The organism is Rufibacter immobilis (genome assembly GCF_003721565.1).
Classification (GTDB): domain Bacteria; phylum Bacteroidota; class Bacteroidia; order Cytophagales; family Hymenobacteraceae; genus Nibribacter; species Nibribacter immobilis.
Genome location: NZ_RJJE01000009.1, coordinates 717857 through 733337 on the forward strand (window position 1 = coordinate 717857; position 15481 = coordinate 733337).

Annotated in this window: 10 protein-coding genes; 9 read left to right on the top strand and 1 reads right to left on the bottom strand. The window is 48.2% G+C overall.

What is annotated here, in order from left to right; all coding sequences use genetic code 11:
* Positions 1–55: 55 nt before the first annotated feature.
* A complete protein-coding gene (locus tag EFA69_RS10210) occupies positions 56–991 on the top strand; it encodes a hydrogen peroxide-inducible genes activator (RefSeq protein ID WP_123132980.1) in 936 nt (311 codons plus the stop codon).
* 56 nt (positions 992–1047) lie between these two features.
* Here the strand turns inward: EFA69_RS10210 and EFA69_RS10215 are convergent, their stop codons facing one another.
* On the bottom strand, positions 1048–1818 hold the full coding sequence (locus EFA69_RS10215; protein ID WP_123132981.1) for a DeoR/GlpR family DNA-binding transcription regulator: 771 nt from the start codon (positions 1816–1818) through the stop codon (positions 1048–1050).
* 532 nt (positions 1819–2350) lie between these two features.
* Here EFA69_RS10215 and EFA69_RS10220 point away from each other — a divergent pair.
* The 8 genes from EFA69_RS10220 to EFA69_RS10255 all read left to right on the top strand — a co-directional run bounded on the left by EFA69_RS10220 (position 2351) and on the right by EFA69_RS10255 (position 15193).
* On the top strand, positions 2351–3919 hold the full coding sequence (locus EFA69_RS10220; RefSeq protein ID WP_123133450.1) for a glycerol-3-phosphate dehydrogenase/oxidase: 1569 nt from the start codon (positions 2351–2353) through the stop codon (positions 3917–3919).
* 5 nt (positions 3920–3924) lie between these two features.
* Complete coding sequence (glpK, locus tag EFA69_RS10225; RefSeq protein WP_123132982.1) at positions 3925–5448, top strand: glycerol kinase GlpK; 1524 nt, start codon at positions 3925–3927, stop codon at positions 5446–5448.
* 7 nt (positions 5449–5455) lie between these two features.
* The gene (locus EFA69_RS10230; protein WP_123132983.1) at positions 5456–6184 is read left to right on the top strand and encodes an MIP/aquaporin family protein; all 729 of its coding nucleotides are present in this window, start codon (positions 5456–5458) and stop codon (positions 6182–6184) included.
* Between the two features lie 162 nt (positions 6185–6346).
* Complete coding sequence (glpT, locus tag EFA69_RS10235; protein WP_221175706.1) at positions 6347–7729, top strand: glycerol-3-phosphate transporter; 1383 nt, start codon at positions 6347–6349, stop codon at positions 7727–7729.
* 118 nt (positions 7730–7847) lie between these two features.
* Complete coding sequence (locus EFA69_RS10240; RefSeq protein ID WP_221175707.1) at positions 7848–11006, top strand: SusC/RagA family TonB-linked outer membrane protein; 3159 nt, start codon at positions 7848–7850, stop codon at positions 11004–11006.
* Positions 11007–11031: 25 nt separating this feature from the next.
* Positions 11032–12495, top strand: coding sequence for a SusD/RagB family nutrient-binding outer membrane lipoprotein (locus tag EFA69_RS10245; RefSeq protein WP_123132985.1), 1464 nt, complete (start codon positions 11032–11034; stop codon positions 12493–12495).
* A 60-nt stretch (positions 12496–12555) separates the two neighbouring features.
* Complete coding sequence (locus EFA69_RS10250; protein ID WP_123132986.1) at positions 12556–13848, top strand: DUF5689 domain-containing protein; 1293 nt, start codon at positions 12556–12558, stop codon at positions 13846–13848.
* Positions 13849–13861: 13 nt separating this feature from the next.
* On the top strand, positions 13862–15193 hold the full coding sequence (locus EFA69_RS10255; protein WP_123132987.1) for an IPT/TIG domain-containing protein: 1332 nt from the start codon (positions 13862–13864) through the stop codon (positions 15191–15193).
* Positions 15194–15481 lie beyond the last annotated feature (288 nt).

Genomic DNA, 15481 nt, shown 5'->3' on the forward strand with positions numbered 1-15481 from the left:
TGTTTTTGGAAAAACGGCCGCTAAACGCAAAGAAGAATCAACATACGCTCCTGACATGACCCTTACCCAACTGGAATACCTGCTCGCCGTGGACACGTACCGCCACTTTGCCACCGCCGCTGAGAAATGCTTTGTCACGCAGCCCACCTTGAGTATGCAGTTGCAGAAACTGGAAGAGGAACTGGGCGTGCAGGTCTTTGACCGTAGCCGCGTGCCCGTGCGCCCCACAGAACTAGGCAAAGACGTGATCGCCCAGGCCCGGGTAGCCGTGGCCGAATTCAAGAAAATAGAGGAGTTAGTGAAAGTGCAGCGCGACGGCATCAGCGGGGAGTTGCGCATTGGCATTATCCCTACCCTGGCACCTTACCTGGTGCCGCTGTTCATCACAGACTTCATCAAGAAATACCCGCAGGTGCGCATCACCATCCAGGAATTGGTTACCAACACCATAGTGGAGAAGCTCAAGCTGGAGTTGCTGGATGTAGGCCTGCTGGTGACCCCGCTGCACGACAAAACCATTGTAGAGGTGCCGCTTTTCTACGAGGCCTTTGTAGGCTACCTGCACCCCTCACACCCGCTGTCTTCCCTAAAGGAAATTACCGCCGAGGCCATTGACCCCGCCGAGCTCTGGCTCCTCAACGACGGCCATTGCTTCAGAAGCCAGGTCCTCCAGCTCTGCAACCGCGCCAAAGACACCCGCAATGTGCACCTTGATTATGAGAGCGGCTCACTGGAAACCCTGAAACGGATTGTGGAAACCCAAAGCGGCATGACCCTGCTGCCGGAACTGTCCGTGCAGGAACTCCCCGCCGATAAGACAGCCATGGTGCGGCCATTCGCGGAGCCCCAGCCGCTGCGTGAGGTGAGCCTGGTAGTGCACCGCAGCTTCCTCAAGAGGAAAACCATAGAAGCCCTCCGCGATGAGATTGTGACCCACCTGCCCCAAGGTCTGCGGGAACGCCACCCGGTGCGGGTGGTCAAGATTAAGTAAATGCGTTTAGGGGCTGTTTTTGGAAAAACAGCCCCTAAACGCATTTAAGCCGAGCCTTAAACGATGGTTACTTTCACGCCCATCCCCTGCAGGGCCTTATGGGTATGCTCAGAAATGCCTTTGTCAGTGATGATCTGATCAATGTCTTCAAAACCGCAGATCCGGCCGAAACCCCTCTTGCCAAACTTGGAGGAATCTGCCAGTACAATGGTTTTCTGGGAGATATTGATCATCTGCCGGTTCAGGTGCGCCTCCATCACATTGGTAGTGGTAAACCCGAACTCCAGGTCAATGCCATCTACGCCCAGAAACAATTTACTGCACGAAAAATCTGTGAGGATATTCTCTGAGTAAGGTCCCGTCACGGACGAGGAACTGCGCCGCAACAAGCCCCCCAACTGCATAATCTCTATCTCCGGGTGCCGGATCAACTCCAACGCCACATTAAGCGCCGAAGTAATCACCGTCAGGTTCTTGAGCGCCGCCGGCTGAATGTTTTTCGCCAACGCCATGACAGTGGTTCCCGAGGCAATCAGAATGGAGTCATTGGGTTCTATCAATTTGGCCGCCGCCACCCCAATACGGTGCTTTTCATTGATCTGCATGTGCTCTTTCTCATTGACAGGCCTATCAATGGTATAAGGATTGTTCTGGGTAGCGCCGCCATGCGTCCTGAAAAGGAGCCCCTTGTCTTCCAGAAGCTTAAGATCTTTTCTGATGGTCACGGAGGAGACGCTCAGTTCATCGCACAAATCCAAGACGGCTACCTGCCCCTTCTGCTGCAGTTTATTGATTATATGTTGATGCCTTTCGGTGATGTTAATCATTAGAACAACTATTAAAACGAAATCAAATGAAATATATAAAATTTTATATCAATATACTATCCTCGCCGTCAACTCTCCCCCGTTCCTACTCCTTCCTCTCTTAGGAGACACCTGCTAAAAGACCTCTTTATGTCTGAAAAGCAAGGTTTTACTATAAAGAGACTCTTCTAAAGCTGAAATTCACTTCTTGACCAGTTCCTTAAAGATATAAGAAAATTTCTTGAATAAGCCTTTCACTTTCCTCCCCTCCATAGCCTAATGAATTTTATTCTATAGATAGTGATTCTATACGAATTGACCAGAAAAGCACCTCACTGCTTATTAAATTTCTAAAATACCTATACAGCAGGATAATTCTTTTATGTAATTTCTTTTGCTTTTCTTATTTCAGTAACATAATTTTAAAACGAAACAAAAAGCAACCATCTACTCACCAATAATAAGTTACGTGAAAGAAAAAGAACTTAACCCTTCGTTTTTCAAGAGAGAGTTATTCTTACAGAAGATACAGGATGACACGTCTGTATGGGATATGATTGTAATTGGAGGGGGTGCCACTGGATTAGGAGTTGCTTTGGACGCAGCATCAAGAGGTTTTAAGACTTTACTGGTAGAGCAGGCAGATTTCGCGAAAGGAACTTCCAGCCGCAGCACAAAACTAGTCCATGGCGGGGTACGCTATTTAGCCCAGGGAGACATCAAACTGGTGTACGAAGCACTCTATGAACGTGGCTTATTATTACAGAATGCCCCCCACCTGGTAAACGTGCAGTCGTTTGTGATCCCCAACTACACCTGGTGGAACGAAATGATGTACGGCGTAGGCTTAACCGTCTATGACTTAATGGCAGGCCGTTACCGGTTCAACAAAACTACCCTGCTTTCTGGCAAAAAAGTAGCCCGCCTTCTCCCTAACATCAGGACCAGCGGCCTGAAGGGAGGCGTGCAGTATTTTGACGGACAATTTGACGATGCCCGCCTGGCCCTTAACCTTGCCCAAACCTGTGCTGAGCAGGGCGGCGTGCTGTTGAATTACATGCAGGTAAGTAATCTCCTTAAAGACAGCCAAGGCAAAGTGGCCGGGGTTACCGCCAAAGATCTTGAGTCTGGGCAGGAATACCACCTAAAAGCCAAAACGGTAGTGAACGCCACCGGCGTTTTTGTGAACGAAGTATTGCAGATGAACGCTCCCGCGCAACATCCGCTGGTTAGGCCAAGCCAGGGAGTACACGTGGTATTGGACAGCTCCTTCCTGGAGGGAAGCAATGCCCTGATGATTCCTAAAACCTCAGACGGACGCGTTTTATTCGCGGTGCCGTGGCACAAGCATTTGCTGGTAGGCACCACTGACACGCCTCTGGACAAGAATAGCCTGGAGCCGCTGGCGCTTGACAAGGAAATAGACTTCATCTTGGAAACGGCCGGTCAGTACATGGTGCGCAAACCTACCCGCGCCGATGTATTAAGCGTTTTTGCCGGACTACGTCCCTTGGCTGCCCCTACCAAGAACACGAACAGTACCAAAGAAATCTCCAGAAGCCATAAACTGTTGGTAGCTCCTTCGGGCCTTGTCACCATTACGGGTGGCAAATGGACTACGTACCGCAGAATGGCACAGGATACGGTAGACAAAGCCATTGAAGTAGGTGCTTTACCGGCTAAGCCCTGCGTGACCTCTTCCCTGAAAATCCACGGATTCTCTGCCCCGCAGGCTACCGCGGCTCCGCTTTCCATTTACGGCTCAGACAAACGGTACATCCAGGAATTAGCCAACCAGTTCCCAGAGTTGAACCTCCCGCTGCATGAGCAGTTCTCCCATATTGGCGCAGAGGTCATTTGGGCAGTTAGAAATGAAATGGCCCGCACCGTGGAAGATGTCTTAGCCAGGAGAATGCGGGTTCTGTTCCTGAACGCCCGGGCCGCCATGGACATGGCTCCCAAGGTAGCAAGCCTCATGGCAGAAGAACTAGGCCTAGACGAACAGTGGCAGCAAGAGCAAGTGCAGGCTTTCTTCAGTCTGGCTTCCAATTACCTGCTGGAAGCCTATACCCCCTCCGTTGCCAATCCTGTACAGAAGCAATCTTTGAGCTACAAAAACTAACGACTATGGCTGAATATATACTTTCATTTGACCAGGGCACTACCAGCTCCCGTGCCATTGTATTTAATCAGCAGGGGAACATCGTCTCCCTGGCCCAGAAGGAGTTCACCCAATTCTATCCGCATCCGGGCTGGGTGGAGCATGATCCTAATGAAATCTGGTCTACGCAAATTGGTGTAGCCGCCGAGGCCATTTCCAAAGCAGGTTTACGGGCTGAGCACATTGCCGCTATCGGGATCACGAACCAACGGGAAACCACCGTGGTATGGGACCGCCGAACCGGGGCCGCCATTCACAATGCCATCGTCTGGCAAGACCGCCGCACCGCCGCCTACTGCGACCACCTGAAAGAACAGGGACTGGAAGAGATGATCCAGCAGAAAACCGGCTTGGTGATTGACGCTTACTTCTCTGCCACTAAAGTGAAATGGATACTGGAGACCGTAGCTGGTGCGCGCGAAAAAGCAGAAGCTGGCCATCTAGCTTTTGGCACCATAGACTCCTGGCTTATCTGGAACCTGACCGGTGGTAAAGTACACGCCACCGACGTGACCAACGCCTCCCGCACGCTGCTGTTCAACATCCATACCCTGGCGTGGGACCCTGAACTGCTGGAACTGTTTGATATACCGGCCAGCATGCTGCCACAGGTCACTTCTTCCAGTGAAGTGGTGGGCGAGACTTCAGCCTCCATTTTTGCCACCCGCATACCAATTGCAGGCATTGCTGGCGATCAGCAGGCGGCTCTGTTCGGGCAGATGTGCACCAAGCCAGGCATGGTCAAAAACACCTATGGGACCGGCTGCTTCATGCTGATGAACATCGGCGAAAAGCCTATTCTCTCCACCCATAAGTTAGTCACCACCGTGGCCTGGAAGATCAAGAATCAGGTGCATTATGCGTTGGAAGGCAGTATTTTCATTGCCGGCGCGGTAGTGCAATGGCTACGGGACGGCTTGGGAATTATTTCCACCTCTTCTGAGGTAGAGGCTCTGGCTCAGAAAGTAGACAGCAGCGAAGGCGTTTACTTTGTTCCCGCCTTCGCTGGTTTGGGTGCCCCCCACTGGGACCAGCACTCCCGGGGCACGCTGGTGGGCATGACCCGCGGCACCACCTCCGCCCACATCGCCCGGGCGGGTTTGGAAAGCATCGCCTTCCAGACCATGGAAGTCCTGAAAGCCATGGAGGCAGATGCCGGCATAGAAATCAAGGAACTTCGGGTAGATGGCGGCGCAACAGACAACAACCTGCTCATGCAGTTTCAAGCTGACATTCTGCAGGCAAGCGTGGTAAAACCAGCCATTACCGAAGTCACCGCCATAGGAGCCGCTTACCTGGCCGGTTTAGCGGTTGGCTTCTGGGAAAGTGTAGACCAAATTCAGGAGCAATGGAATATCCATGAGCACTTTGAGGCCAGCAGCGAAGCGCACAATACCAAAGCGCTTACTGCCGGATGGTTACGAGCGGTACGAGCCGCGAAGGCCTGGGCCCAGGATGATCAATTAGAACCAGCTTCTATCTTAACCTAAGCCAGCCATGTCAGCATTTACAGCCGAAGTAATAGGAACCATGTTCCTGATTATTCTGGGAGGCGGCGTGGTCGCGAATGTGGTGTTAAAAGGCACCAAAGGCAATAACGCCGGCTGGATGGTGATTACCACGGGTTGGGCTTTGTCTGTGTTTGCCGGAGTGGTGATTGCGGGCCCATATAGCGGCGCGCACCTGAACCCGGCCGTAACCCTGGCCCTGGCCATTGTGGGAAAGTTCGCTTGGGATCAGGTGAGCCTCTACATCGCCGCCCAAATGTTGGGGGCTATCTTGGGCGCATTACTTGTCTGGCTTATCTATAAGCCTCATTTTGACACCACGGAAGACTCTCTGGCGCAACTAGCCGTGTTTAGCACCGGGCCTGCCATCCGGCACCCGTTTGCCAACTTGTTCAGTGAAGCACTAGGTACTTTCGTGCTGATCTTCGTCATCCTGTACATCACTACCCCAGAAATGGGCGAACAGAAGACTCCTATCGGTATGGGATCCCTGGGTGCTCTACCGGTTACTTTCCTGGTGTGGGCCATTGGCTTATCCTTAGGCGGTACTACCGGCTATGCCATCAATCCGGCCCGGGACTTAGGCCCCAGAATCGTGCACAGCCTCATACCCATCAAGAACAAATGCCACAGTGACTGGCGCTATGCCTGGGTACCAGTGCTTGGCCCTCTGGCAGGGGCTACCGTTGCAGCGCTTCTGTTTATGATTTTACAATAATTCTTGGTCTCCACGCTCCGAATGCAGGATTATTAAGCTTTTGTTAAGTTATGCGGAACTTAATGTTTCAAGAGAAAACCACAGTAATTTTGAAGGATGCATCAACTGCCTTCCAAGGATAGTGTGCTCTATTTCGCTTCACCTGATAGAACTATTTAAACTTTGAAAGTTTCAAACAAAACAAACATTTCCTCCTCAGCGCCTACAAAAAAGGGCCTGTTCCCGCCTGCCCCTCACATTGAGCAATTGCCCATTGAGAGGATTGACCCTGAATATAAAAAATTACGCACCCAGGTATTCCTGGGCATTTTCCTGGGATATGCAGGCTATTACCTGGTCCGCAAGAACTTCTCGCTGGTGATGCCCGACTTGATTGAACAAGGCTACTCCAAAGCCGATTTAGGCTTTGCATTGTCTGGCGTTTCCATTGCCTATGGTTTGAGCAAGTTCCTGATGGGAAATGTCTCTGACCGAAGCAACGCCCGCACTTTCCTGAGCGTGGGACTGCTGCTCTCGGCGCTTACCATGATCTTGATGGGAGTTGCCCCGCTTGCCACCAGTTCCATCACCATCATGTTCATTCTGCTGTTCCTGAACGGTTGGTTTCAGGGAATGGGCTGGCCTCCCTGCGGCCGGGTAATGGTGCATTGGTTCTCCACGAAGGAAAGAGGCACCAAAATGTCTATCTGGAACGTGGCCCATAATGTGGGTGGCGGATTAGTAGGCCCTATCGCTATTGCGGCGGTTGCCATCTTCGGTTCCTGGGAAAGTAAATTCTATTTCCCAGGCTTGGTAGCGTTGGTGTTTGCCGCTATTGCTTATATGCTGGTTAGAGATACGCCTCAGTCTTGCGGTTTGCCTACCATTGAGGCTTATAAAAATGACTATCCAGCCAATTATTCCGCCGCCCAAGAGCAGGAACTCACCGCCAAGCAGATTTTCTTTGAGTACGTCTTCAACAACCGGGTACTCTGGTACATCGCTTTCGCGAATGCTTTTGTGTACTTGGTGCGCTACGGCATTCTGGACTGGGCGCCTACTTATCTGGAAGAAGCCAAGGGTTTCTCGGTGAAAGAGAGCGGCTGGGCTTATTTCGCTTATGAATATGCGGGTATTCCCGGCACCCTGCTTTGCGGCTGGATCAGTGACAAGGTATTCAGAGGTCGCCGCGCCCCGGCTACCATTATCTACATGGTGCTGGTCTTGATTGCGGTACTGGTGTATTGGAAAAATCCGGCGGGCAACCTCTGGATCGACAATGTGGCCCTGATCTCTATCGGCTTCCTGATTTACGGCCCCGTGATGCTGATTGGAGTACAGGCGCTGGATCTGGTACCTAAGAAAGCTGCCGGTACTGCGGCCGGACTCACAGGCTTGTTCGGTTACCTGGGGGGGGCGCTCTTTGCCAATATCGCCATGGGTTTCATTGTAGACCACTGGGGCTGGGATGGAGGATTCACCATGCTGGTAGCCGCCTGTCTGCTTTCCATTCTATTCACTGCTTTTACTTGGAAACGGGAGAAACTGCATCTTAATCTTCAATAATATCCTCAATAGTATCCATAGAAAACAACACGAAAATCGTATGACAACACTTTTACAGCAACCTCCTATCCGCAGGAATACCCTCAGGAAAGGTCTGCTCATTGGCTCCTGCCTACTCATGATGGGCACTACCCTACTGCCATTGCCTGCCGCAGCGGCTGTTTTTTTCCAACAGACACCGCAGGCCAATAAAGTGCCCGTGAAGGGAAAGATAGTTGACAAAACAGATGGCTCAGTCATGCCAGGAGTAACAGTTTTTGTCAATGGCCAAGCAATGGGCATGTCCAATGCCGACGGAACATTTCAGGTGAGCGCAGAAACTGGCTCAGTCCTCTCTTTCACGTTTATTGGCTATCTACAGCAAAAGATCACTATTACCAAAGCTGAAGACAATCTTACAGTTACCATGACTTCAGATGCCAAGCAACTGAACGAGGTAGTAGTGACAGCCTTGGGTATTGAGCGGGAAGAAAAAGCCTTAGGCTATTCTACCGCCACGGTACAAGGAGATGAACTCACCAATGCCATGTCCAATAACTGGACCGATGCCCTTTCAGGAAGAGTGGCAGGTTTGAACATGACCAAGTCAGGCGGTGGACCTGCTGGCTCAAACAAAGTGCTTCTAAGAGGTCAAAGTCAACTTGATGGAGGTGGCGAGGCCCTAATTGTAGTGGACGGTGTGATTGTAAGTTCCAGAATCACGGGGACAGGAAGCGGTTCATATCTTAGTAATGATTCACCTGTTGACTTTGGCAACGGTCTAAGTGATATCAACCCAGACGATATTGAAAGTGTTTCTGTCTTAAAAGGGCCAGGTGCCGCCGCCCTTTATGGTAACCGTGGGGCTAACGGTGCTATTGTCATCACTACCAAGTCAGGGAAACCCACCCAAAAAGGCATTGGGGTTTCCTTCAACTCAAACACAACCATCTCGCCTATCTCAAGATGGCCTGATTATCAGTATGAATACGGCCAAGGTGCTGCTGGTCAAGACACTTGGTACTCTTATAATTCCTCTGTGGACGGAGCCAGTACCCGTAGCACCAGCTCTGCCTGGGGTGCCAAGTTTGATGGCCAGGAATATTTCCAGTATGACCCTGTTACCAACACCAGAGGTTTAGAGAGAACCCCATGGGTACCCTACAAAAACAACAGGAAGGACTTCTTTGAAACTGCCAAGACCTTTACCAACAGTATATCAGTTGAAGGTGGCACCGCCAAAACTACAGCTCGTCTTTCATTTACTAACCTTACCAATACCTGGATCATTCCTAATACTGGTTATAACCGCAACACCGTTTCTTTATCTGCCAGTCAAAAAGTCACAGATAAACTCCAGATTGCCACAAAAATTAACTATACCAATAAGTATAGTGACAATTTGCCTTCTACAGGCTATAACAACCAAACTATCATGTATTTCATGATAGGGATGGTACCAAACGCTGATATTAACTGGTATAAGAACTACTGGGTACCGGGCAAAGAAGGTGTGACCCAAATCAGCCCATTCAGCTCTTTGGTAGACAACCCTTATTTGATGGCCTATGAAATGCTGAACAAGTCTAACCGCAATGAGTTGGTAGGAAACGTAACCGCTACCTACAACTTTACCAAAGACTTAAGTTTAATGGTACGTTCTTCCATGAACCTTTCTCATGAGGCTCGTTCCCAGCAGCGGCCTAAAGACACTGAGAAATACAAAGACGGGATGTACCGTACCCAGAATATATTCTCTCAGGAAATGAACAGTGACTTCCTATTGCGTTATGGCCGCACCTTAACTGACAAGTTTGAGGTGAATGCATCAGTTGGAGGAAGCCGCATGGAAAATAAATATAATAGAGATGAGGTCAGAGCAGAAAAACTGATGTACCCAGGCATTTTCACGTTTGCCAACAGCCGGAACTTGCTTCTTACCCTCCCTTATCGTAGCGGGTTTTCAGTCAATAGTTTATACGGTCTTGCTCAATTCAGCTTCAATGATTATTTGTTCCTTGATTTAACAGGGCGTAATGACTGGAGTAGTACTCTGGCCACTAAGACTTCTGTGAAGAATACTTCTTTCTTCTACCCATCAGTAAACCTTAGTGCTATTATTTCTGAAATTACAAATATGCCTAGCCAAGTATCTCTCTTAAAATTGAGAGGCTCTTGGGCGCAGGTAGGTAGTGGTGGTACTACTCCGTATTATACTTCGTATGGCTATAACTCCACAGATTTCCCTTCTGGCTTAGCTAACCCAACGGTCATTCCTAATCAAGACTTACAAGCGTTGTTAACAACTAGCGTGGAAGTAGGCCTTGACCTGCGTTTATTCAAAAGCAGATTAGGAATAGACGTTACCTTGTACAACAATAATACTGATAAGCAAATTGTACAAGCACCCCTAGACAGATCTACCGGTTATAATTCTATTATCCTCAACTCAGGTCTGGTACGAAATAAAGGTATTGAGATACAAGCCAATGGTACGCCCATCAAAAACCTAAAAGGCTTTACCTGGAACCTCTTTGGAACGTTTGCTGCCAACCGTAGCACCATTGTCTCTCTGGCAGATAGCATTAATACCCTTGTCATGCAAACAGGACCAAGAGGTACCATGGAAGCCAGACCAGGCGGACGTATGGGTGACCTGTATGGTTTAGGTTATGAGCGCTCTCCAGATGGCCAGATTGTGTATAATCAACTAGGTTATCCTATTTTGGGCGAAACCGCCATTTATTTGGGTAATAGCACCCCAGACTTTACAGGGAGCTTAGGAACTGAACTGCGCTATAAACAATTTAAATTTAATGTTCTCTTTGATGCCCAATACGGTGCAGTTGCTTACTCATTATCAGAGTCTGCGCTTGCAGACGGTGGCAAACTCAAGAAGACGCTGCCTGGCCGCTACAATGGTATTATTGGTAATGGGGTTGTTAAAAATGATGATGGCACCTACCGTAAGAACGACATCATTGCCACCAACATTCAAGCCTATTATTCTGAGCACTTTAAACGTGATAACGTGGAGGGTAACATGCACAGCACGGACTTCATCAAATTCAGAGAAGCCCGTTTAGATTATACCTTACCTTCAAAATACCTGAAGAAACTCAAGCTTCAACGGGCCACTATTGGGGTATACGGACGGGACTTGTTCATGTTCACCAACTGGCCAGGATTTGACCCAGAATTTGGTACACTAGGTAACGGTGATATTGAGAGAGGTTTTGAAGTTGGTCAGTTCCCTTCTACCAGATCTTTTGGCCTTAACCTAAGCATTGGTATTTAATATTTCCATTTTACAGAAATCTCTTATGAAACATATAAGATTATTCACCTTAACCTTAGCCACCGCAGCTAGCCTTATAGCCAGTTCTTGTAATGATGGCTTTGAGGAACTCAATCAGAACCCTAATACCAGCGAGGCGGCAACCCCAGAAACGCTTCTGGCCTCTGCTTTTTACAATGTTGTTACCCGTAATCAGAATAGAGCGCTGAGACTGACCAATGAGTTAATGCAGGTACACGTAACCACCAATAACTCAGATGAGATCCACAGATATGTGATTCGGCCAAGTGAGTCTGACTATATGTGGAATGGTTGGTACTTGCAACGCACCAACTTTCTGGACATGTACCAAAGTGCAGCCTCTACCAACGTGAGCGCGGTACAGAACAGAAACTTTATGGGTATTGCCCTCATTGGCGAAGTCTGGGTCATGTCTCAGTTGACCGATATGTTTGGAGATGTTCCTTACACAGAGGCCAACAGAGGCCGTGAATTTCTTTTACAGCCAAAATTTGATGCTCAGAAAGATATTTACGTTGACCTTTTCAGAAAACTGGAAGAAGCTAACCAGCACTTTAAAGCTAACCAGACTTTTGAGCCAGATTTCAAACCGCTAGACCCCATTTACAATGGTGACATCACTAAGTGGAGAAAGTTTGGCAACTCATTATACCTTAGATTATTAATGCGTGCCTCTGGCAAACCAGAAGTAAACGCAGCCGCTAAGATTAATGAAATTTATACTAAACCGGCAGAGTACCCAATTTTCCAGAACAATGATGAGTCTGCCATGTTCAGATTCACCACTACTCCACCTTATACTTCAGGCTTCTTTAATTACCGTGACTTTGACTTTAACGGTGATAACAGCTTAAGTGAATTCTTTATAGATAACCTTAATAACTGGAATGACCCAAGGCTTCCGCTTTGGGCCACTAAATCTGAAGGTATCTTTCAGGGAATCCCTAGTGGGTATAAAGTAGGGGAAGTACCGCCAGCCAAGTCTCGCTATCTGCCGGCATTGAAAGAAGAAGCCCGTTTGGGTAACATCATTAACTATGCAGAGGTGCAATTTATTCTGGCAGAAGCGGCAGTAGAAGGATTTATTTCCGCAGACCCTAAAACTTTCTATGACAAAGGAGTGGAAGCAGGTATTACCATGTGGGGTGTACCCATGCCCGCGGATTACCTCACTAACCCTATGGTGGCTTGGGACGCTGGCGCGAATAAGTTCATGATGTTAGAAGCAATCATGCTCCATAAATACTATGCCTTGTTCTTTACAGACTTCCAGCAGTGGCATGAATACCGACGTACCGGTCACCCGGTTTTACCAAAAGGAGAAGGATTACAGAATGGGGGGGTAATGCCATCTAGGTTCAAATACCCAGTAATTGTGCAGTCATTGAATGGGGCTAATTACAATCAAGCTGTAATAGACATGGGGGGTGATGACCTCAATACCAAAGTTTGGTGGAATAAACCTTAATGCGTCCAAATTGTGCTGAAACTATTTCAAGTACTGTATCAAAACCTTTATTATAAGAAAATGAAAAATAAATATTTCACATATATAGCTTCGGTGGTAGGTGCCTTAACCCTATCAGGCTGTTTGGAAGAAATTCCTAACCCCGCTGAAGGGACCTTAAGCCCAGTAGTTGCCATTAAGTATGTACGTGAACTGTACAACGGAGATGACATTGTCCTGCAGAAAGAAATGCTCATGGACGCCTACCTAATCTCTGGTATAGTTATTTCAGATGCGGCCGGTAAAAACGTATCCGGCAATACCTTGGTGCTACAGAACATGAACAAGGGGAATATGCGTGGCTTAACCATTGCCCTTAAAGAAGATGTAGCAAACCAATATAAGATTGGTGACTCTATTACGGTAGATGTTACTGGAGGCACCTTGACCAAAGTAGCCGGCACTTTGCAGATCACCGGTATTGATGCCGGTGATGTTAGAAAAGTAGCCCCAGGTGCCAAAGTCATGGTACAGCCTGTTACCTTGGGTAACCTCTTTACCAACTTTGCTAATTATGAAAGCACATTGGTACAAGTAACCAGCGCAAGCGTGACACCAGCAGCTACAGCTGGCACTCCTTTGGCAGGTGAGAAAACCTTGGATGATGGCACCGGTGGTAACATTCAATTAGCTGTTTCGCCAACTGCTGCTTTTGCAAGCGAGAAGACACCGCTTACCGCTAATTTCATAGGAATACCTACTTATTTCAACACTGATAGAAATTCCAGCATTGGTGCAGCTATGCAGTTGCGTATACGCAATGAGGTCGATATTACAGACCCAGTAGGCGCAAAGTATGCTGCTTTCCCAGAAACGTTTGAATCTCCGGTTGCAACGGCAAAGGGTAACTACAACATGACTGAGATTGACAATAATATTGACCTAGCTTCAGGAAACTGGAAATTGTATCAATCTATTTTGGCTTCTACTTTTGGTAGTGACCGGTTTAACCCATCTGGTTTACAATCTATTCGGGTGCAGCAAAACCTTTCTGAAAATGCATATATCCAAATGAACTTTGATGTACCAAACGGAGCATCTATGGTAACGGTTTCTTATGGTTCTTATGGTTCTGACGCCAGCAGCACATTTCGGTTAGAGTATTCACAGGACGGCGGGGTGACTTGGACTCAGATTGGGCCAGATATCAGCAACGCTGCCTCAGTGCCTAAGTTGGCTACTTTTCCTATGAACATTCAAGGGCCCGTTCGTTTCAGAATAAATAAACTGGGTTTGGGCACAACAGATAACAAAGACATTCTGAACGGCCGATTGAGTATTGATGATTTCACCATCTATGAAAGCGTAGAATAACCAGTTAAAGAATATGAAAAGCATTAATTTGAAGAAGAACTTCCTGGTTCTAGTCGCATTCTTGGGAATCTTAGCAGTTGCTTGCAATGATGAGGAAGACACCACGCCAAGCAACCCAGTTATTGAGCAATTAAGTCCTAACCGCGGCCCGGCGGGCACTGTAGTTACTTTTATTGGTAAAAGATTCAGCAAGGTACCAGCAGAGAATATTGTCAAGTTTGACGGTATCAACGCAGAGGTGATTAGTGCCACAGATACTACCCTACAGGTAAAGGCGCCCCAAGACGGCGGGTCTGGCACAGTGACTATCTCTGTTAACAACAGATTCTCTAAAGGGCCTGTTTACACCTACGGTCCTTCTTATGGTGAGTTCGTAGTTAACAGTCTAGCCGGAGACACCATAGGGGCTGGAAACGTGAACGGAACAGGTACCGCAGCCCGTTTAAGAAATCCTGAGGGAGTGGCCTTTGACGCTGCCGGTAACATTATCTTCGCAGATAGAGGAAACCACAGCATTAAGAAAGTGACGCCAGATGGTGTAGTGACTACTATTGCCGGTAATGGTTCTTCTGGGGCCATAGATGGGCCGGTAGATGTTGCTAGATTCAATGGTCCCTGGAAAGTTGCCGTTGACCACTTAGGTAATATCATTGTGGCAGATGCCACGCACCACCGCATTAGAAAGATTACCCCAGACGGAGTTGTGAGCACTGTGGCAGGTGGTACTTCAGGGTATGTGAACGCCAAAGGCACCGCGGCTAGATTCAATGGCCCTATTGCTGTAGCCACAGATTTACAGGGAAACATCTTTGTAGCCGACAATAACAACCACGCTGTTCGGAAGATTGCGCCAGATGGTACGGTTACCACCTTGGCCGGAAACGGTGCCGGGTTTGGAGACGGAGTATGGCCTAACGCTAAATTAAGAAACCCCTCTGGCGTGTTTGTGGACCCACAAGGCAATGTGTTGGTTGCAGACCGTGGTAACCACCGCATTAGAAAGATCACCCAAGACGGGGTAGTATCAACTATTGCTGGTAGTGGTGTAAAAGGAGTAACAGACGGGGTTGGTTTAACAGCCCGTTTCTCAGACCCATATGGCGTCTCCATTGATTCCAGAGGCTACATGTATGTGGCAGACCTTACCAGCCATAACATCCGGCAAATCTCCCCTACTGGAGACGTCACCACTATTGCAGGAAAAGGAATTCTAGGTTTTGCGAACGGACCGGGCAGTGAAGCCATGTTCAACCAGCCTACTGATGCTATCTCTGACGGCAAAGGCAATGTGTATGTGGCAGACTTGTCAAACCACGTGCTTAGAAAGCTCACCATAAAACAATAAGTTGGGCATAGAGGGGGGAGTTTCATAACCGTAGCTCCCCCCTTTCCAAGCCAAGCTCTAGGTGATACCTTCCTCAGAAAACGGGTTATATGAATACGCCTGGGCAAGACTAAAAACTTCTGTCTTTAGCAGAAACAATGTACAATAACAAAACCGGGACTTTCATAAGCAATGTCTCGCAGAGAGAAGCATCAATTAGTATATACCAGTATAAACAAGTACCTATTAGCGGCCCTTTTTGTTGAAAGCATGTCAAAGTAGAGAGGAGCGATTTTGTCATGAGGCTCT

Bases quoted from the DNA above. Each gene is read 5' to 3' on its own strand.
- EFA69_RS10245 (WP_123132985.1), top strand. From the start codon at position 11,032: ATGAAACATATAAGATTATTCACCTTAACCTTAGCCACCGCAGCTAGC.
- EFA69_RS10240 (WP_221175707.1), top strand. From the start codon at position 7,848: ATGATGGGCACTACCCTACTGCCATTGCCTGCCGCAGCGGCTGTTTTT.
- EFA69_RS10220 (WP_123133450.1), top strand. From the start codon at position 2,351: ATGATTGTAATTGGAGGGGGTGCCACTGGATTAGGAGTTGCTTTGGAC.
- EFA69_RS10230 (WP_123132983.1), top strand. From the start codon at position 5,456: ATGTCAGCATTTACAGCCGAAGTAATAGGAACCATGTTCCTGATTATT.
- EFA69_RS10215 (WP_123132981.1), bottom strand. From the start codon at position 1,818: ATGATTAACATCACCGAAAGGCATCAACATATAATCAATAAACTGCAG.
- EFA69_RS10210 (WP_123132980.1), top strand. From the start codon at position 56: ATGACCCTTACCCAACTGGAATACCTGCTCGCCGTGGACACGTACCGC.
- EFA69_RS10255 (WP_123132987.1), top strand. From the start codon at position 13,862: ATGAAAAGCATTAATTTGAAGAAGAACTTCCTGGTTCTAGTCGCATTC.
- glpK (WP_123132982.1), top strand. From the start codon at position 3,925: ATGGCTGAATATATACTTTCATTTGACCAGGGCACTACCAGCTCCCGT.
- EFA69_RS10250 (WP_123132986.1), top strand. From the start codon at position 12,556: ATGAAAAATAAATATTTCACATATATAGCTTCGGTGGTAGGTGCCTTA.